We start from the raw sequence: 19,455 nt of genomic DNA on the forward strand, positions 1-19,455 counted from the left end.
GGCGGGTATCGAAGAGTACATTGAGTATTACAATCACTCACGCATAAAACTGAAGCTTAACGGCCTGAGTCCTGTGGAATACAGAATGCAGGCTGCCAAGGCAGCGTAGGTGGATAATTGTCCAACCTTCGGGGGTCACACCACTGTGAGGAACGATAATTTCAACTCCGTGCTGAAGCTCTGCGTCGGTCTGCGCGGACAACTCGTTATCGTGCGACGCTCCGCGTCGTCATGCCGTTCCGGACGCTCCGCGTCCTCTTGGCGACGCAGAGCGTCGCGACCCGCATTCCCACGCTGGAGCGTGCCGAACGATAATCTCACTCCTTACCAGCCAGCACCCCGATAATTCCCTGAATATCCCCCTGCAATTCCGCCAGCGGGTCAGCGCCATCGATCCCCAGCACTAATAGCTTGCTGCCGGCTGCCTCGATGGCCACCTTGACCGGCGCGGGTGGCTGGCGGTGATCGAGCACCAAGGCCACGTCGTTATCCTTCAGGGTCGCGCTCAATTTGCTCAAGGCTTCTGGCGTCCATTGCTCGTCCATCAGTGCCTGAGTGTCGATCAGTTCCAGATTCAGCCCGCTGATCAAATAGCTGAAGCGATCCGACAGGCTCACCACACTCAAATTATCGGCACCGGCCAGCGCTGCCTCGCTGCTGGCGCTGAGCTTGAGTAGCTGCTGCTTGAACGCCGCCAGGTTGGTCTCGATTTTCGGTTTGGCGGCCGGTGCCAGGCGCACCAGATCTGCTGCCAGCACATCGGCCATACGGCCCATGTTATTGCTCGCCAGCCATGGCTGACTGTTCAATCCGTCACTGCCCTGACCCGGCTGTACGGCGATGCCCGGCAAGCTGCCGTCCACCGGCCGTGCGGCGTCGATCTCGACGATACGAATATTGCTGCGCCGTGCATTGGGGTAAAGCGGGTCATCGGCCCAGATCGAGCGCAAGCCGATCACCGCGTCGGCGTTGTTCGCCAGCCCGCGCAAGGCATCGGCACCACGCCCGGTGAAATACGCCGTCTGACGCGAGCCTGGAAGGTTGGCCGCTGCAGCCCGCTCCAGCACCACACCGCTGTCCTTGAGCAGTATCTCGCCCAGGCCATAGGTAATCGGCAGGCTGGCCAGCACTCGCACCGGTTGCGAACTGTCGGTTTTGCTGTCAGCCGCCTGCAAGCTGTTGCTGAACAGGCCGGTCATGATCAGCGCGAGGGTCAGAGTACGTAACGTAGGCATTTATCCAATATTCCCTTTCAGGCTCGGCAGCGTGCCGCGAGCGATGGCGGCGAGGGCGAAAGCCATGCCCGCCACCAGAATGATTGCCGCGCCGGACGGCACAGGCAGGTCGAAGACGATGGGCAGCAGGATGCCGCACAGGGTGCTGAACGTCGCAATAGCCACTGAAATCCAGAAAAAGCCCTTGAGCGACTGGCTCAACAGGCGCGCCGCCGCCGCTGGAATCACCAGCAACGCACCGACCAGAATCGCGCCGATGACTTTCACCGCCGCGACCGTGATCAGCGTCACCAGAATCACGAACAGGTAATCCAGCGTCTTCACCGCGACGCCACGCACCGCAGCCAGTTGCGGGTTGAAGCTGGCCAGCATGATGCGGTTGTACAGCGGCAGGCTCAGGCCCATGACCAGCGAACCGACGATCAGCAGCACCAGCAGGTCGTTGCCGTTGACGGTCAGCACCGAGCCGAACAGCACGTTTTCCAGAATGTGCACGTTGATCTTGCCGGCCAGCACCAGCAACAGGCTCGCGCCCAGTGCCAGGGAGACCGACAGGAACACGCCAATCAACGTGTCCGGTGCCAGCCCGGTGCGGTTGCGCAGGTAATTGAGGACGATGCCGAACAGCAGGCAATAGCCGAACAGGGCGCCATAGGGGCCGGTGTAGGGTTCGCCGAGCAGAATGCCGATCGCCACCCCGGTCAGTGCCGCATGGCCCACGGCTTCGGAGAAAAACGCGAAGCGCTTGACCACCACCAGCGTGCCCAGACCGCCCAGCACCGGGCCGATCAACAGCCCGGCGAGCAGGGCGTTGACCACGAAACCATAGGCCAGCGCTTCGGGCAGATAACCGGACGAGGCGAGGCCCTGAATGAACAGGCGAAAGGTTTCGTAATCCATTACACGATCCTCCCGGCGCTGCTATCCATCGTGCGCGGGTGCGCCGAAAACAGGGTCAGCAGCCGCTCCGGGGTCAGCGCGGTGGCGGCCGGTTCGCCGAACAGGATGCGTCGGTTGAGCCCCGTGACCTGATCGGCCAGACGCCTGACGGCATCCAGATCATGCTCGATCCACAGGACCGTGACCCCGCTTCGGCGCCATTCACCCAACAACCGCTCGAACACCTGAATACCCGCCTCATCCAGCGCCGACATCGGCTCATCCAGCACCAGCAAATGCGGCGCAGGAATCAGCCCCTGCGCCAGCAGCACGCGCTGCCGTTCGCCACCGGACAGCGCGCCCATGCGCCGTTTGCGCTTGTCCTGCATGCCGACCCGTTCCAGTGCCTCGCCAATCGCTGCCGCGTAGTGCTTCGACAAGCCCAAAAACGCCGGGCGTCGCTGACACATGGCCGCCATGAAATCGTCGACGGTCATCGGCAGGCCACGGTCGAACTCCAGCGCCTGCGGTACATAGCCGATAATTCCTGGAGCTGCAGGCCACAGCAGGCTCAATTGGCCCTGATGCGGTGTCTGCCCGAGCAGGGTCTTGATCAGCGAGCTTTTGCCACCGCCATTCGGGCCGACCAGTGCGTGTACGCTGCCGGCGCGCACATTGAAGTGAACCTGATCGAGAATCGTGGTGCGCCCGAGGGTCAGGCTGACCTGGTTGAATTCGATGCCCGGCCCCTGGCTGACGATATCGAGGTGCTGTGCAGCCGTCATGCGCCCGACTCCTGAATGGCCCGTACCACCGTGTCGAGGTTGCCGGCCATCTCCTTTTCGTATTTGTCGGCGGTGTACTCGCCATAGGAAATGTGCGACAGCGGGTACAGCCGAACCCCGGATTCACGCTGAATGGTCTCGACGTAGGTGGACGGGAAATCCATTTCCGAGAAGATCACCTTCACGTCCAGCTCACGCAGTTGGTCGATGGTTTTTTTCAACTGACTCGGGCTCGGCTCGATGCCATGCGCCGGTTCAACCACGGCGGTGACTTCCAGACCGAATTCGCGCAGCAGGTAGTCGTAGGCGGCATGCACCGTGGCCACGCGCAGGTCGGCGTTGGGTGCCTTGGTCAGTTTGGCGAGCGCATCGGCGCGCATCTGGCGCAGGCGCTTGCCGTAGGCGCGGGCGTTGGCGGTGTAGGTTTTGGCATTGTCCGGGTCCAGCTTGCCCAGCTCGCGGGCGATATTGTTGACCTGCGCAATGGACGCACTGATCGACAGGAAAGTGTGCGGGTTGACCACTTTGCCATCACCTCGCGCCGCCACCCCGGTGGCCGCCAGCAACGGCACATCGGCGTTGGCCTCGATGGTCTTGATGTTCGGCGTTTCACTGGCGGCGATCATGCGGTCGGCAAAATCGTCGTGGCCAACGCCGTTGAGCACGATCACGTCCAGCGAGCCGATGCGCTTGATGTCCTCGGCGCGCGGCTCATAGGCATGCGGGTTGAAGCCCGCCGGGATCAGCGGCACAACGTCGGCCTTGTCGCCGACAATATTGCTCACGTAGCTGTAGTAAGGGTGCAGGGTAATGCCGATGCGCAGGCGTTTGGCCGGTTCGGCGGCGAAGCTGGACGGCGCCAGCAGGGCGACGATCAGTCCCGTCAGCAGGCCGCGCAGCAAGGGACGGCGTTTGAATGAAATAGGCATGGGCAAGCGGTCTTCTTTCAAAGGAATGCGGAGTTTCAGTGCGGGTGCTGACGGGTCACGCCAGCATCGAATTGCGCGACGACCTGTTTCCAGCCTGAATCGATCAAGGCCTGGTCACTGAGGTCGCTGACCGCCGCCAGCGAGGCGTTACGGTTGATCCAGATGTCCGGCTGCTCGCCCGAATCGACACGCATCAGAAACGAACCGGCCACGCTCGGCGTCCGGCTCAGTCCCAGGTAGGACTGCTCGATCATCTGCCAGGCATGGTCGCCACGGCTCACCGAACTGGCATCCCTGGCGAACGGCGCAAAGCCTTCATCGCCCAGTTGCTCTGGGGTGATCGGCGTCTGCTGCTCGCTGGCCAGCAGGCGAATTTCGTCGAGGGTCACGCGCAGGTCGGCGTAAATGCCTTGTTCCGCAGCGCTCAGGTCGCGTCGTGCGTCCAGTTGATGGCTGGCGACGCTGTGCGTTTCCTGAGTATCACGGTGCAGGCTGATCACGCCGGCAGCGCTGCCAAGGATCAGCAGGCACAGCAGCAGGACGTACAGGGTTTCATGCCCGGCGCCTGCCGGACGGACGATGTGTCGGGTTGGTGTGCTCATGGGGCCTGGATGTCCGCCTGATCGATTTCCACCACGTGACCGGGACCGGCGTCGAACAGCACGTAGAACTCGGAGGCAGGGCGTTTGAAGGTTACTGTCGAGTCCTCGCCAAGCTTGCCGGGCACCAGGATGGTTTCGTCGTAGCCGATCACGTCCAGGGTCACACCCGGCGCACCACTGCCGTCGGAAAAACCGCCGGTGCAGCGGATCTGCTCGGTGTCGATCTGTTTGCATTCGCACATCGGGTTATGCGCCAGGGCGTTGCTGCTCAGGCCAAGCAGGCACAAGGCACTGGCCGTCAGCCAGCGCAGGGAAGGGCGGGCACTCATGGTTGGGCTCCTTGTTTTTTCAGCCACGCCATGGTGCTGGGCGAAGCCTGTTGCAGGGGGATGGAAGTCTGATGCACGGCGCCGTCCCAGCCTTCCATGGTGATCCACAGCTCGGCGTCGGGATCGGTGTTTTGCGCGATCTGCATGAAGGCGCTCATGCGGTAGCCGCCACCGAAGAAAATCACCCCGGCGGTGCGCAGGCTGCGCGGTTTGCCGATGCGCAGATAAGTGGCCTTGACCCGGTCGATGCAGGCGTTGCACAGCGCGGCGTTGAAACTTTTCATGTAGCCCGATGGGCCGGAAAGGCGCGGCGCTTCGTTGCGGTCTTCTGCCAGGCGCAGGCTCCACGGGCCGACCTGAATCTCGCCGACTTCGCGCTGGCCAAGGCCCTGATCGCCACGATCCAGCGCGTTGTCGGAAAAGTACTTGGGCATGAAACCCAGCGGGATCAGCACCAGCAGCACGTTGATATGGAAGCGCCATTTGTGCCAGAAACGACTCAGTGACGATGCAGGTTGTGTAACAGCGGCGGCCTTGCTCACAGGCTGTTCTCCGGGGTGCGGGTCGCCAGCGGCGAGGGCGAGGTGTTTCGTGGGGTTGCAGCGGCCGTTGCCGGGCGGGCTCGGGTTTCACGCTTGAGGGCGTTGAGCGTCGCCAGTGCAGTACGCTTGCTCCAGATCAACAGGCCGCTGAGCACCATCATGCTCAGCAGCAGGCCGAAAAACGCCCAGATCAGCTTGATCCATATGCCGCCGAAATCGCCGGTGTGCAGGGGGCGCATGGACTCGGTGACGAACTCCAGCTTGTTGCGGTCCGACAGCAGGTGCGAGGCGGCAATCTCGCCGCTGTACGGGTTGATTTCGGCGGTCTGGAACATCAATGGATACCAGCTGCGTCCACCCACCTGCATGTTGCTGTAGGCATTGAACGGCGGTGTGATGAAGCTGGCTTCCAGGCCCGGAATCCGCTCCCTGGCGATTTCCACGGCGCGCTCCAGGCTGATGGTCGGCGCGGGTCTGCCGTCGGCAGTCAGCGGCACGGCGCTGTGCGGGATGATCGACGCGACCTGGGATTTGCTGGAAATACTGATCTGGTTGTCGCCCAGAATCGCCTGGATCAGAAACCACGTGCCGGTAATGGAAATCACCGCAATGAACCAGATCGACCAGACGCCGCTGAGGCGATGCAGGTCGCCCCAGAAAATGCGCGGGCCCTGGCTGAAACGCACGGGCTTGAAAAAGCCGCGCCAGAATTTCTTGTAGACCACCAGCCCGGTCACCAGTGAGGCCAGCAACGGCAGGCCGAGAATCGACACCAGATACCAGCCCCACGAATAGCCGTTGGTAAACGGCACCAGCCACCAGCCGTGCAGCGCGCGGGTGAAGCGGCGGAAGTCGAACGACGGGGTAATGCCCTGAATCACCCCGGTGTAAGGGTTGACGTAAGCCGGCACCGAACGCCCGTCGGGGTAGGTGATGAACACGCTCAAGGCGAAATAGTCGCCGTCCGGCTGCATGATGGTGCCGACGATCAGGTCAGGCTCGTTGCGTTCGATGGTTGCGCGAATCTGTTCGAAGTTCAGGCGCTGGGCGTCGTCGGAAGGGCGGTTGTCACGCATCTCCGGGTTGGCCAGCCACATGATTTCCTTGCTGACCACGGCCAGCGTGCCGGTCACACAAACGATCAGCACGAAGAACCAGATCGGCAGGGCCAGCCAGCTGTGGACGAGAAACCAGATTTTTGAACGGGACTTCTTCGACATGGATAAACAATCTCGATTCACGATGTGGAGCGGCCGCAAGGCGGTGCCCTCTGTCTGTACGCGCGGGCGTAAAAAGCCTCGCATTAAGTTAAAGACGAATGAGAACTGAATTCCTATAAGAACTTTTTGCGTTTAAATGCAAAAAATTGTTTCAGCGCCGCGGTACAGCTCCGCATGCCGCATGAATAGGGCGGTACGGCTAATTTTCCAGCAGCGCAGTACGTTCAATCTGAACATTGGTTTTGCGCCAGGCCGCAGGGGCTCGGGCGCTTTTGCCATCAAGGGAGAGACATCATGAGTCATGCGTTGAGTTTGGATATCCGGCCGTTGCTGGCAGGGGCGGGCAGCTTGCCGATGCTGGTGCAGGCACCCGAGCCCGGTCTGGACTTGATGGAAGCGCTGGGCGAACTCAAGCCGTTGGTCGCCGGGCACCTGTATAGCGCAGGCGGGATTCTGTTTCGCGGCTTCGAGGTGGGCGGTGCGGAAGCGTTTCGCGAGTTCGCCGCCGGTTTCGGCGATCCGCTGCTCAACTACGAGTTCGGCTCTACACCACGCAGCAACGTCACCAAAGGTGTGTACACCTCGACCGAGTACCCGGCGCACCAGAGCATCCCGCTGCACAACGAGCAGGCCTACACGCTGGAATGGCCGATGAAGATCTGGTTCTACAGCATGATCGCGGCGCAGACAGGCGGCGAAACACCGATCGCCGACAGCCGCGAAATCTACCGACGCATTCCGGCGCGCATTCGCGAGCGCTTTGTCGAAAAGAAACTGATGTACGTGCGTAACTACGGCAACGGGCTCGATGTGGAATGGAGTCAGGTGTTCAACAGCGAAGACGAGCGCGTGGTCGAAGCCTACTGCCGGGCGCACAACATCGAGTGCGAATGGAAAGACGACGGCGAACTGCGCACCCGGCAGATTTGCCAGGCGGTATCGCGCCACCCGGTGACCCACGACACCGTCTGGTTCAACCAGGCGCACCTGTTCCACATCTCCAACCTGCAACCGGAAGTGCGCGAAACCCTGCTCGACGTAGTGGACGAAGAAGACCTGCCGCGCAACGTCTACTACGGCGACGGCTCGCCCCTCGAAGAAACCCTGCTGGACGAAATCCGCGGCGTACTCGACGAATGCACCGTCAGCTTCCCATGGCTGGAAAACGACGTCCTGATGCTCGACAACATGCTCACCGCCCACTCCCGCGCACCCTTCACCGGCAAACGCAAAGTGGTGGTCGCCATGGCACAGGGGCATTCGGATAAGTAAACGCCGTCAGATCATCGTGCTAACGGAGCGTAGGCACGATAGTCACGTTTGAGCGAGTGGAACGATAAGTGTCCGGCGTTTGATTATCGTGCCTGCGCTCCGCTTAGGCATGCAGTTCTGGACGCTCCGCGTCCTCTCTTGAGTGCGCGGTGCAATGCAGAGCCTCACCCCCGAGAAACCTTTCTAAATATTTCCTCGCTAATTCGTTCTTGTTGATACGACCCCGCCCGACGGTCAGCCCCACTCAGCAAGGATCGACCCATGAACCCCGAACACGCCCAGAAACTCGCTCGCCGTTTTGTCGAGTTACCCCTTGAAAAACGCCGCCTGTTCCTCGACGGCATGCGCAAGGAAAACATGGATTTCTCGCTGTTCCCGATCCCTTCCTGTGCCGGGCTGGCCGAGCGTGACGGTCTGTCCTATGCCCAGCAACGCATGTGGTTTCTCTGGCAACTGGACCCGCACAGCGCGGCCTACAACCTGCCGATGTCGGTGTGCCTGAACGGTCCGCTGGAGCTGCCTTTGCTGGAGCGGGCTTTCAGTGCGCTGGTCGAACGACATGAAAGCCTGCGCACCACCTTCGGCCAGGAGGGCGACCGGGCATTTCAGCGTGTTGCGCCGCCAGCGCCAGTGAGCATCCGCCTGACCGACCTGAGCGCCTTGCCGCCCGAACAGCGCTGGGCCAGTGCGCGTCAGGCCATGGCCGAACAGGCTGCGCAAACCTTCGATCTGCAGCGCGGGCCGCTGTTCACCGTGCAGGTGCTGCGTCTGGCCGAACAGGAGCACCTGCTGCTGCTCAACCTGCACCACATGATCACCGATGGCTGGTCGATGAACGTGCTGATCGACGAATGGCTTCGCGGTTACGACGCGCTGCTGGCCGGTAAACCGCTGCCTTTTCAGCCGCTGCTCGTGCAGTACCGCGATTACGCGGTCTGGCAACGCAGCTGGCTGGAATCCGGTGAGCAGGCGCGTCAGCTGGACTACTGGCGCAGCCACCTGGGCGAAGAGCATCCGCTGCTGGAGCTGCCCACCGACCGTCCCTATCCGGCCTTGCCCAGTCACGACGGCGCTCGCCTGGAGCTGGCACTGGAGCCCGAGCTGCTGCGCAACCTGAAAAGCCTCGCGCAACGCCAGGGCGTGACCCTGTTCGTGGTGCTGCTGGCGACCTTCAAAAGCCTGCTGCATCGCTACAGCGGGCAGACCGACATTCGTGTCGGCGGCCTGATCGCCAACCGCACCCGCAGCGAAACCGAAGGGCTGATCGGCTGCTTCATCAATACTCAGGTACTGCGCAGTGAAGTGACGGCGCAGACCCGCTTCGTCGACTTGTTGAATATCGTCCGCGACGCCTCGACCGGTGCCCAGGCGCATCAGGAGCTACCGTTCGACGCCATCATCGACGCCCTGCAGCCGGAGCGCAGTCAGAGCCATAACCCGCTGTTTCAGGTGATGTTCAATCACCAGCCCGTGGTGGCCGACTTGCTCGACAAACAATTGAGCGGCGGCCTGCGCGTGGCCAATCTGCCCGCCGAACAACAGGCACTGGCGCAGCGCTCGCACGCTGCCGCCAGCGACCTGATGCTGGCCACCAGCGGTGAAGGCGAACAACTGCATGCCGCCTTCACTTACGCCACCGACCTTTTTGACGAGTCGACCATCGCTCGTCTGGCCGGGCACTGGCGCAACCTGTTGGCCTCTGTCTGTGCCGACCCGCTGCAGACCATCGCTGAGCTGTCGATGCTCTCGGCCGACGAGCGCACGCAACTGCTGAATGTCGACAATGCCACCAAAGCCGACACCACAACTCCTGCGCATCGCCAGTTCGAGGCACAAGTACAGCGCACGCCGCAGGCCCTGGCACTGATCCTCGCCCGTGAAGGTCACTCGCCGAGCCTGAGCTACACCGAACTGAACCAGCGCAGTAACCGTCTGGCCTGGCAGCTGCGCGAGCTGGGTGTCGGCGCGGACGTGTTGGTCGGCGTGGCGCTGGGTCGTTCGCTGGACATGCCCGTGGCGCTGCTCGCCGTGCTCAAGGCTGGCGGTGCCTATGTGCCGCTGGACCTGAACGCGCCGAGCGAACGCTTGCGTCATGTGTTGGCGGACAGTGGCGTGAAACTGCTGCTGACCCATAGCGATCAGCTGACCGGGCTGCCTGAACTGGCTGATATTCAATGCCTGTGCATCGATCGGATGAACAGCGAAACCGCCAGCGTGCAAAACCTCGACGGCCCGATCGATCCGGCCAGTCTGGCCTACGTGATTTACACCTCAGGGTCGACCGGACGGCCCAAAGGCGTGGCGATCAGTCATGCGGCGCTGGCCGAGTTCGTCACCCTGGGGGCGAGCTACAGTGACCTGCGCGAAGGCGACCGGGTCCTGCAGTTCGCCACCCACAGCTTCGATGGCTTCGTCGAGCAGTTCTACCCACCGTTGTGTCGCGGTGCGGCCGTCGTTCTGCGTGACCAGCGCTTGTGGGACAGCGCCACCTTCCATCAGGCCATCGTCGAGCACGGCGTGACCCTCGCCGACTTGCCCGCGGCCTATTGGCTGACGCTGGTTCAGGACTTCGCCGCCAGCCCGCCCGCGCATTACGGCGCGCTACGGCAGGTGCATGTCGGCGGCGAAGCCATGGCCGTCGAGGGTCTGCGCCTATGGCACAAGGCCGGGCTCGGGCATGTACGCCTGCTTAATACCTATGGCCCGACCGAAGCCACCGTGGTGTCGAGCATCCATGATTGCAGCACGCTGACCCCGCAGCAGGTGTCCTGGCGCGGCGTGCCGATTGGCCAGGCGCTGGCAGGACGACGCCTGTACGTTCTCGACGATCAAATGAACCTGCTGCCGCAAGGTGTGGTGGGCGAGCTGTACATCGGCGGTCCTGGTCTGGCGCGGGGTTATCACGCCCAGCCCGGTCTGAGCGCCGAACGTTTCGTTGTCGATCCGTTTGTCAGCGGTGAGCGCCTGTACCGTACCGGCGACCGCGCCCGACTGCGTGCCGATGGCGCTGTCGAGTACATCGGCCGGGTCGATCATCAAGTGAAGATTCGCGGTTTCCGCCTCGAGCTGGGCGAAATCGAATCGCGCCTGCAGCAATGCACGGGCGTGCGCGAGGCCGTGGTGCTGGCCGTCGAACTGGCGGGCAGCACGCAGTTGGTCGCCTACGCGGTGCCGGACGTTGCCGCCTCCACAGAGGCCGAGCAGTTGGCCCTGCGCCAAAGCATTCGCAGCCAGTTGCAAGCCAGCCTGCCGGATTACATGGTGCCGACGCACATGCTGCTGTTGCCCGAGCTGCCCCTGACGCCCAGCGGCAAGCTGGACCGCAAGGCATTGCCAGCCCCCGACGCAAGCCAGTTGCAGGCGCGTTATCGGGCGCCGCACAGCGAGGTGGAAATCTGCCTGGCGGCCATCTGGGCGGACGTCCTGCATGCGCCCCAGGTGGGCCTGGACGATCACTTTTTCGAACTGGGCGGGCATTCGTTGCTCGCCGCGCAAGTCATCGCCCGGATCAAGACGCAACTGGGCATCAGCCTTCCGCTGCGCAGCCTGTTTGAAAAACCGCTGCTCAGTGAGCTCGCCGTCGAAGCGGCAGCGCTGACCGACAACAGCACGGACAACGACTGGAGCGACATGGACCAGTTCATGGATTCACTGGAGGAATTCGGCGCATGACCGGGACCACTGCTGCACGCATCGCGAAACGTTTTGTCGGCCTGTCGCTGGAGCAACGCCAACAGTTCCTCGCCCGGTTGCGCCAGGAAGGCAAGGATTTCAGCCTGTTGCCGGTGCCGGTCAGTCGGCATGATGTCAGCGCCATTCCGCTGTCCTTCGCTCAGCAGCGCCTGCTGTTCCTCTGGCAGCTCGATCCCTCGAGCGACGCGTACAAGATGACTACCGGCCTGCGTCTGCGCGGCACGTTGAACGAGTCGGCGTTGCGCCGTGCATTCGATCACCTGATCGAGCGCCACGAGGTGCTGCGCACGGTGTTTCACACTGATGGCGATCAGGCACAGCAAGTGCTGCTGCACGATCAGACAGTGGCGTTGGAGAGCATTGATCTGGCCGGTCTGGCCAATGTCGAACTGCGCGATGCCGAGCTGGCGCTGCAAGTGGCCACCGTCACGGGCCAGGCGTTTGATCTGCGCACCGGGCCGCTGCTGCGCGCGCATCTGTTCCGACTGACTGAAGATGAGCATGTGCTGATCGTGAGCATGCACCACATCGTCTCCGACGGCTGGTCGATGGATGTGATGATTCAGGAGTTCGTGCACTGCTATCAGGTGTACTGCGAAGGCCGCGAGCCCGCGCTGCCGGAACTGCCGCTGCAATACGCCGATTATGCGATCTGGCAGCGTAGCTGGCTGGAGGCGGGCGAGGGCGCACGTCAGCTGGACTACTGGCGTCACCAGTTGGGTGAGGAGCAACCGTTGCTGGACGCCGCACCGGATTTCCCGCGTCCGGCCACGCAAAGCCATCAGGGCGAGCACCTGCGTTTCGATTTCGGTGTAGACCTGTCGCGGCGGCTCAACGCCTTTGCGCGCACGCAGGGCATGACCCTGTTCATGCTGGTGCTGGCCGGCTTTTCGCTGTTTCTGTCGCGCAAGGCCGGGCAGCGCGATATCCGCATCGGCGTGCCGAATGCCAACCGCGGTCGCGCTGAAACCGAAGGCTTGATCGGTTTCTTCATCAATACCCAGGTTTTGCGCTGCCAGGTGGATGAACGCCTGAGCTACCTTGACCTGCTGGCGCAGATTCGCGACACCTCGTTCGGTGCGCAGGCACATCAGGACGTGCCCTTCGAGCAACTGGTCGATCAACTGGCACCCGAGCGCAGCCTGGGCCACAACCCGCTGTTCCAGGCCAAGTTCAACCAGAACGTGGTCCTCAAGCAGAAAACCGCGCTCAGGCTGGCCGGGCTGGAGGTCAGCGAATATACCTTCGACAAACAGGGCGCGCATTTCGATCTGGCGCTGGACATCACTGACGACGGCACACTGATCCACGGCGACATGGCCTACGCCAGCGACCTGTATCGACGCACCACCGTCGAAGGTTTCATCCCGGAACTGCTCGCGCTGTTCGAAACCCTGCTCGACGCGCCGCAGGCACCGCTGTTCAGCTTGGGAGCACTGGCGGTCGAGCCGAGGCGCGACGCTCGCGAACCCGCGCCGCACATGCTGCAATTGTGGGACCGACAGGTCGAACGGCAACCTCATGCCCAGGCAGCCCGCTGTCTGGAGCGCACGCTGACCACGCTGCAACTGGAGCAGGCCGCTAATCAGCTGGCTCATCACCTGATCTGCATGGGCATCAGCGAGGGCCAGCCGGTCGCGGTATTGATGGAGCGTTCGCTGGACTGGCTGACGGCCGTGCTGGCAATTTTCAAGGCCGGCGGCGTGTACATGCCGCTGGACGTCAAAGCCCCCGATGCGCGACTGCAACAGATGCTGGTCAATGCGCAGGCCAGGGTGTTGCTGTGTGCCGAGGGCGATGTGCGGCACACGTCGCTGGGTGTTGCCGGTTGTCAGGGTCTGACCTGGACGCCTGCGCTGTGGCAGGACCTGCCTGTCAGTCGCCCTGACACCCGGCCTTCAGCCGATTCGGCGGCCTACGTGATTCATACCTCCGGCTCGACCGGCCAGGCAAAAGGTGTGCTGGTCAGCCGGAGCGCGCTGGCCAGTTACCTGCGCGGCCTGCTGGAACAGTTGCAACTGGCCCCCGAGGCGAGCATGGCGCTGGTCTCGACCATCGCCGCCGACCTCGGCCATACCGTGCTGTTCGGCGCGCTGTGTTCGGGACGCACGCTGCACGTGCTGACCGAGGCGCTGGGTTTCGATCCGGATGCCTTCTCGGCCTACATGGCCGAGCATCAGGTGGGCGTGCTGAAAATCGTCCCCGGTCATCTGGCCGCGCTGTTGCAATCCGGCCAGCCAGCTGACGTACTGCCGCAGCATGCACTGATTGTCGGCGGCGAAGCCTGCTCGCCAGCGCTGATCGAGCAGGTGCGTCAGCTCAAGCCGGGTTGCCGGGTGATCAACCACTACGGGCCGAGCGAAACCACTGTGGGTGTGCTGACTTATGAGATGCTGATGTCGCCCTGTGGGAGCGAGCCGGGCGACGGTTCGCTTGCTCGCGAAGAGGCCAATACAGGCTTGCGAAACAGGTCGGCTGGGCCATCGCTTTCGCGAGCAAGCTCGCTCCCACAGGATGTGTATCTCCCACAGGATGTATGTGTATCCACTGGGGTGAACTCTGGCGACCCTCTGCGTAGCGTGCCAGTCGGCACATCGTTGCCGGGGGCCAGCGCCTACGTGCTGGACGACGTGTTGAACCCTGTGGGTACTCAGGTCGCCGGTGAGCTGTACATCGGCGGCGACAGCGTGGCGCTGGGCTATATCGGCCAGCCTGCGCTGACCGCCGAGCGCTTCGTGCCGGACCCGTTCGCGAAGGACGGCACGCGCGTCTACCGCAGCGGCGACCGCATGCGCCGCAATCATCAGGGCCTGCTGGAATTCATCGGCCGGGCCGACGATCAGGTCAAAGTGCGCGGCTATCGCGTCGAGCCGGCAGAGGTCGCGCGGGTGTTGCTGGGCCTGGCTTCGGTGGCGCAGGTCAGCGTACTGGCGTTGCCCGTCGATGACGATCAGACCCGCCTGCAACTGGTGGCCTATTGCGTCGCGGCAAGCGGGGCGAATCTGAATGTCGACAGCCTGCGCGAGCAACTGGCTGCGCGCTTGCCGGACTACATGGTGCCCGCGCAGATCATGCTGCTGGACAGTCTGCCGCTGACCGCCAACGGCAAGCTCGACAAGCGCGCCTTGCCCAAGCCTGGCGTGGTCAAACAGCGTTACACCGCGCCGGTCGGCGAGATCGAGGAAAAGCTCGCTGCCGTGTGGGCGGATGTCCTCAAGCTGGAGCAAGTGGGCAGCACCGACAACTTCTTCGAGCTGGGCGGCGATTCGATTCTCAGCCTGCAGATCATTGCCCGCGCCAAGCGTCAGGGCATCAAGCTCAGCCCCAAGCAGCTGTTCGAAAAGCAGACTATCGGCCAACTGGCTTCGGTGGCGAAACTGATTCAGAAAAAGCCCGCCGCCTTGGCAGAACAGATCAGCGGTTCGTTACCGTTGCTGCCGATTCAGGCGCGTTTCTTCGAGCTGGACATCCCCGAGCGTCAGCACTGGAATCAGGCGCTGATGCTCAAGCCGTTGCAAGCGCTGGAGGCTACTCATCTTCAGTCTGCATTGACTGCGTTGGTCGAACAGCACGACGCACTGCGCCTGGGTTTCTTCCAACAGGATGGCCAATGGCTGGCCACCTTTGGCGCGCCGAATACTCGCGAGCTGCTCTGGACCCATAAGCTGGACAGCATCGAGCGTTTGTCTGAGCTGGCCGATGAGGCGCAACGCAGCCTGGACCTGAAAAACGGCCCGCTGCTGCGTGCCGTGCTGATCAACCTGCCGCAAGGCGAACAGCGTCTGTTGCTGGTGATTCACCATCTGCTGGTGGACGGCGTGTCATGGCGGGTGTTGCTGGAAGACCTGCAACAGGCGTACCTCGCCCTGGCACAAAGCCAGCCGGTAGCACTCGCGGCAAAGACCACGTCGCTCCAGCGCTGGGCCGAGCAATTGCAACAGTATGCGGCCGGCCAGAAGCTGAAAGCCGAGCGTGATTACTGGCTGCAGGCCTTGCAGGGCGCCGACCAGTCGCTGCCTCGCGACAAGCCCGAAGGCACGATGCGCAATCGCGATGCGGCGCATGCATCTTCCTGGCTGAGCCGGGACCTGACCCACAAGCTGCTGAAAGTCGCGCCCGCCGCGTACCGCACGCAAGTCAACGACCTGTTGCTGACGGCGCTGGCCCAGGTCCTCTGCGAATGGAGTCAGCAGCCCTCGGTGCTGATCCAGCTGGAAGGGCATGGCCGCGAAGACCTGTTCGACGACACTGATCTGAGCCGCACCGTCGGCTGGTTCAGCAGCCTGTTTCCGGTACGCCTCACACCGCAGATCGCGCCGGGGGCAAGCCTGTGTGGCATCAAGGAGCAATTGCGTGCGGTGCCGGACAAGGGCATTGGTTACGGTGTGTTGCGCTATATGGGCGAGGGGCCTTTCGCGCAGCAATTGGCCGCCTTGCCGCAGGCGCGGGTCACGTTCAATTATCTGGGCCAGTTCGACGGCAGCTTCAACGAACACCAAGGCGCGCTGTTCGTACCGAGTGCCGACAGTGCAGGCACTGCGCTGTGCGAAGACGGGCCGCTGGGCAATTGGCTTAGCCTCAACGGTCAGGTGTTCGACGGCCAGTTGCAACTGGACTGGAGCTTCAGCCGCGAGGTGTATCACGCCTCGACCATCGACACCCTGGCGCGTCGCTACGAGCAGGCGCTCACCACCCTGATCGAACATTGCACGGCGGGGCATCAAGGCGTTACGCCGTCGGACTTCCCGCTGGCGCGCCTCACCCAGGCGCAGCTTGACGGTCTGCCGATTGCGGCGGGCCAGATCGAGGATATCTACCCGCTGTCACCGATGCAGCAGGGCATGCTGTTTCATTCGCTGTTCGATGAAGACGCGGGAAACTACATCAACCAGTTGCGGGTGGACATTCGCGGGCTGGATGTGCCGCGTTTCCGCAACGCCTGGCAGGCCGCGGTGGACCATCACGACGTGCTGCGCAGCTGTTTTGTCAGCCAGCGCGAGCAGTCGCTGCAAGTGGTGCAGCGTCAGGTCGAGGTGCCCTTTGTCGAGCTGGATGCGCGTGGTCAGCCAGAAAACTGGCTCGACGACTGGGCGCAGGCCGACCGTCAGCAAGGCTTCGATCTGGCGCAAGGGCCATTGTTGCGCCTGGCCGTGTTGCGTATCGCCGACGAGGCGTGGCATTTGGTTTACACCAGCCACCACATCCTTATGGATGGCTGGAGCAGCTCGCGCCTGCTCGGTGAAGTGCTGCAACGCTACAGCGGGCAGATGCCAGCGAAACAGGCAGGCCGCTATCGTGATTACATTCAGTGGCTGCAACATCAGGATGCCGCCCTCAGCCAGCGTTTCTGGACTGCGCAGCTGGCGGAACTGGACGAGCCGACCCGCTTGCTGCAAGCGTTCAAGTCTTCGGCCGAGGAGCAGGGCTACGGCGATTACATCCAGTTGATCGATGCCGATGGCACCCGACGCCTGAACGCGTTTGCCCGCGAGCAGCGCGTCACCCTCAATACGCTGCTGCAATCGGCCTGGCTGTTGCTGCTGCAACGCTATACCGGCCAGTCCAGCGTGACCTTTGGCGCGACGGTGGCCGGGCGTCCGGCCGAGTTGCCGGGTGTCGAAGAACAGCTGGGGCTGTTCATCAATACCCTGCCGGTCATCGCCAGCCCGCGTGCCGAGCAGACGGTGGCCGACTGGGTGCAGCAGGTGCAGACGAAGAACCTTGCCCTGCGCGAGCATGAGCACACGCCGCTGTATGACATCCAGCGCTGGGCGCGCAACAGTGGCGAGGCGTTGTTCGACACCATTCTGGTGTTCGAAAACTACCCGGTGTCCGAAGCCCTGCAGCGCGCGCCGGACGGTCTGGCCTTCAGCGACCTGCGCAATCAGGAGCAGGCCCATTACCCGCTGACCCTGGTGGTCGAGGCCACTGAGGTGCTGTCGGTGCGTTTCAGCTACGACCGCCAGCACTTCAGCGCCGAAGGCATTCTGCAATTGGCGGCGCATTTCGATCACCTGCTGCAGAGCCTTTGCGCATCGGCAACCACGCGACTCGGCGAGCTGGCATTGCCGACCGCCTGGACGCAAAGCGTGCAGCGCTACCCGAGCGAGCACTGCGCCCACCAACGCATCGAAACCCAGGCCGAGCGTAACCCGCAGGCCATCGCCCTGAGTTTTGGCGATCAGCAACTGAGTTACCAGCAACTCAACCAGCGTGCCAACCAACTGGCGCACAAACTGCGCGAGTTGGGTGTCGGCCCGGATGTGCGCGTCGGGCTGGCTGCCGAGCGCGGTCTGGAGATGATTGTGGGGATGCTGGCCATCCTCAAGGCCGGGGGTGCTTACATGCCGCTGGACCCGGATTACCCGCAGGATCGCCTGAGCTTTCTGATGCACGACAGTGGTATCGAACTGTTGCTGACCCAAGCGCCGCTGCTTGGCAAACTGCCGATCCCCGAACAGGTGCAGACGCTCGACCTGGCTGATGCGCTGGGTGGCTACAGCACGGAAAACCCGCTCAACCAGACCGCGCCGGACAACCTGGCCTACGTGATCTACACCTCGGGCTCGACCGGTAAACCCAAAGGCACCTTGCTCGCCCATCACAACCTGATGCGCCTGTTCGCCGCGACGGATGACTGGTTCACATTCAGCGAAAAGGACGTGTGGACGCTGTTCCATTCCTTCGCGTTCGACTTCTCGGTCTGGGAGATCTTTGGCGCACTGCTGCATGGCGGCCGACTGGTGATCGTGCCTCGCGAAGTAACCCGCTCACCGGAAGAATTCCATGCGCTGCTGATCGAACAACAGGTCACGGTGCTCAACCAGACGCCTTCGGCGTTCAAGCAACTGATGCGTGTGGCCTGCGATTCGTCGCTACCGCCGTCGTTGCAGAAAGTCATCTTCGGCGGCGAAGCACTGGACGTCGCCAGCCTGAAGCCTTGGTTCGAGCGCTTTGGCGATCAAGCGCCACAACTGATCAACATGTACGGCATCACCGAGACCACCGTGCATGTCACCTATAGGCCAATAACCGAGGCCGACACGCAGAACCCGGCCAGCCCGATTGGCGAGGCGATTCCGGACCTGTCGTGGTACGTGCTGGACGCTGATTTCAACCCGGTCGCCCAGGGTTGCAGCGGCGAGCTGCACATCGGCCATGCCGGTCTGGCGCGGGGCTATCACAATCGTGCGGCGCTGACCGCCGAACGCTTTGTGCCGGACCCGTTCTCCAACGACGGTGGCCGCCTTTATCGCACCGGCGACCTGGCGCGTTATCGGGCTGGTGGGATGATCGACTACGCCGGGCGCATCGACCACCAAGTGAAGATTCGCGGCTTCCGTATCGAACTGGGCGAAATCGAAGCGCGGCTGCAAGCGCACCCGGCGGTGCGTGAAGTGAGCGTGCTGGCGCTGGACGGGCAATTGGCGGCGTACCTGGTGCCTGCTGAGCCTGATCAGGATCAGCAGGGTCTTCGTGAAACGCTGAAAGGCGAACTCAGGGCGCACCTGCCGGATTACATGGTGCCCACCCATTTCATCGTTCTCGACAGCATGCCGCTGACTGCCAACGGCAAGCTGGACCGCAAGGCGTTGCCAGCGCCGGACGCCAGCCAGTTGCAGGCTACCTACAGCGCTCCGCAGGGTGAGCTGGAGCAGCAACTGGCGGCGATCTGGGCCGATGTGTTGAAGGTCGAGCGGGTCGGGCGCAGCGACAACTTTTTCGAGCTCGGCGGCCATTCGCTGCTGGCGGTGCAGATGCTCGTGCGGGTGCGCGAACAGTTGCAGCACGAGGTCGGCCTCAAGGATGTCTTCGAGCAACCACTGCTGGCGGACTTCTGCGCCACGCTGCAGGAAAAAAATGGCGAAAGTGACCATGCGCAGGACGAATTGACTAAATCACTGGAGGCACTCAAACGTTTATCAGCGGAGGAAATTGATAATTTGATTGCTTAGCAGGAGAGACCCCA

General features: G+C 62.7%; 12 protein-coding genes. 4 read left to right on the plus strand and 8 right to left on the minus strand.

Features of this window, described 5'->3' with window-relative positions; genetic code table 11:
• The coding region (locus LIX91_RS16970) for an IS3 family transposase (protein ID WP_146099844.1) at positions 1–109 on the plus strand (109 nt) is incomplete at its 5' end.
• A gap of 208 nt (positions 110–317) precedes the next feature.
• On the opposite strand, the gene LIX91_RS16975 is transcribed toward LIX91_RS16970, so the two are convergent.
• The 8 genes from LIX91_RS16975 to LIX91_RS17010 are packed head-to-tail and all read right to left on the minus strand — an operon-like array spanning position 318 to position 6,521.
• Positions 318–1,235 (minus strand): metal ABC transporter substrate-binding protein, encoded by a 918-nt coding sequence (locus LIX91_RS16975; protein WP_226488831.1) that lies wholly within the window; start codon positions 1,233–1,235, stop codon positions 318–320.
• Entirely contained in the window at positions 1,236–2,135 is a 900-nt protein-coding gene (locus LIX91_RS16980) for a metal ABC transporter permease (protein ID WP_003348835.1), read from the minus strand. It lies immediately after the preceding gene.
• Positions 2,135–2,899 carry a metal ABC transporter ATP-binding protein gene (locus LIX91_RS16985; RefSeq protein WP_003416001.1) on the minus strand — a complete coding sequence of 255 codons (765 nt, stop codon included), beginning with the start codon at positions 2,897–2,899 and terminating at the stop codon, positions 2,135–2,137. Before LIX91_RS16985 ends, LIX91_RS16980 begins: the two co-directional genes overlap by 1 nt.
• On the minus strand, positions 2,896–3,828 hold the full coding sequence (locus tag LIX91_RS16990; protein WP_226488832.1) for a metal ABC transporter substrate-binding protein: 933 nt from the start codon (positions 3,826–3,828) through the stop codon (positions 2,896–2,898). Before LIX91_RS16990 ends, LIX91_RS16985 begins: the two co-directional genes overlap by 4 nt.
• Positions 3,829–3,863: 35 nt before the next feature.
• The gene (locus LIX91_RS16995; protein ID WP_003409764.1) at positions 3,864–4,430 is read right to left on the minus strand and encodes a DUF6162 family protein; all 567 of its coding nucleotides are present in this window, start codon (positions 4,428–4,430) and stop codon (positions 3,864–3,866) included.
• Complete coding sequence (locus LIX91_RS17000; RefSeq protein WP_003406932.1) at positions 4,427–4,759, minus strand: hypothetical protein; 333 nt, start codon at positions 4,757–4,759, stop codon at positions 4,427–4,429. Before LIX91_RS17000 ends, LIX91_RS16995 begins: the two co-directional genes overlap by 4 nt.
• Positions 4,756–5,301: a hypothetical protein gene (locus LIX91_RS17005; RefSeq protein ID WP_003416004.1), complete on the minus strand. Its 546-nt coding sequence runs from the start codon at positions 5,299–5,301 to the stop codon at positions 4,756–4,758. The genes LIX91_RS17000 and LIX91_RS17005 overlap by 4 nt, the downstream gene beginning before the upstream one ends.
• Complete coding sequence (locus tag LIX91_RS17010; RefSeq protein WP_226488833.1) at positions 5,298–6,521, minus strand: PepSY-associated TM helix domain-containing protein; 1,224 nt, start codon at positions 6,519–6,521, stop codon at positions 5,298–5,300. The genes LIX91_RS17005 and LIX91_RS17010 overlap by 4 nt, the downstream gene beginning before the upstream one ends.
• Positions 6,522–6,815: 294 nt before the next feature.
• On the opposite strand from LIX91_RS17010, the gene LIX91_RS17015 reads away from it, so the two are divergent.
• The 3 genes from LIX91_RS17015 (at position 6,816) to LIX91_RS17025 (ending at position 19,441) form a co-directional block, all read left to right on the plus strand.
• On the plus strand, positions 6,816–7,793 hold the full coding sequence (locus LIX91_RS17015; protein ID WP_024959262.1) for a TauD/TfdA family dioxygenase: 978 nt from the start codon (positions 6,816–6,818) through the stop codon (positions 7,791–7,793).
• Positions 7,794–8,054: 261 nt separating this feature from the next.
• Positions 8,055–11,465 carry a non-ribosomal peptide synthetase gene (locus LIX91_RS17020; RefSeq protein ID WP_226488834.1) on the plus strand — a complete coding sequence of 1,137 codons (3,411 nt, stop codon included), beginning with the start codon at positions 8,055–8,057 and terminating at the stop codon, positions 11,463–11,465.
• The gene (locus LIX91_RS17025) at positions 11,462–19,441 is read left to right on the plus strand and encodes a non-ribosomal peptide synthetase (protein ID WP_226488835.1); all 7,980 of its coding nucleotides are present in this window, start codon (positions 11,462–11,464) and stop codon (positions 19,439–19,441) included. The genes LIX91_RS17020 and LIX91_RS17025 overlap by 4 nt, the downstream gene beginning before the upstream one ends.
• Positions 19,442–19,455: the final 14 nt, after the last annotated feature.

The organism is Pseudomonas sp. B20, from assembly GCF_020515755.1.
In the GTDB taxonomy this organism is placed as follows: domain Bacteria; phylum Pseudomonadota; class Gammaproteobacteria; order Pseudomonadales; family Pseudomonadaceae; genus Aquipseudomonas; species Aquipseudomonas syringae.

Coding starts and splice junctions, on each gene's coding strand:
- LIX91_RS17000 (WP_003406932.1), bottom strand. CDS start 4,759: ATGAGTGCCCGCCCTTCCCTGCGCTGGCTGACGGCCAGTGCCTTGTGC.
- LIX91_RS17020 (WP_226488834.1), top strand. CDS start 8,055: ATGAACCCCGAACACGCCCAGAAACTCGCTCGCCGTTTTGTCGAGTTA.
- LIX91_RS17025 (WP_226488835.1), top strand. CDS start 11,462: ATGACCGGGACCACTGCTGCACGCATCGCGAAACGTTTTGTCGGCCTG.
- LIX91_RS16980 (WP_003348835.1), bottom strand. CDS start 2,135: ATGGATTACGAAACCTTTCGCCTGTTCATTCAGGGCCTCGCCTCGTCC.
- LIX91_RS16975 (WP_226488831.1), bottom strand. CDS start 1,235: ATGCCTACGTTACGTACTCTGACCCTCGCGCTGATCATGACCGGCCTG.
- LIX91_RS16995 (WP_003409764.1), bottom strand. CDS start 4,430: ATGAGCACACCAACCCGACACATCGTCCGTCCGGCAGGCGCCGGGCAT.
- LIX91_RS16985 (WP_003416001.1), bottom strand. CDS start 2,899: ATGACGGCTGCACAGCACCTCGATATCGTCAGCCAGGGGCCGGGCATC.
- LIX91_RS17015 (WP_024959262.1), top strand. CDS start 6,816: ATGAGTCATGCGTTGAGTTTGGATATCCGGCCGTTGCTGGCAGGGGCG.
- LIX91_RS17010 (WP_226488833.1), bottom strand. CDS start 6,521: ATGTCGAAGAAGTCCCGTTCAAAAATCTGGTTTCTCGTCCACAGCTGG.
- LIX91_RS16990 (WP_226488832.1), bottom strand. CDS start 3,828: ATGCCTATTTCATTCAAACGCCGTCCCTTGCTGCGCGGCCTGCTGACG.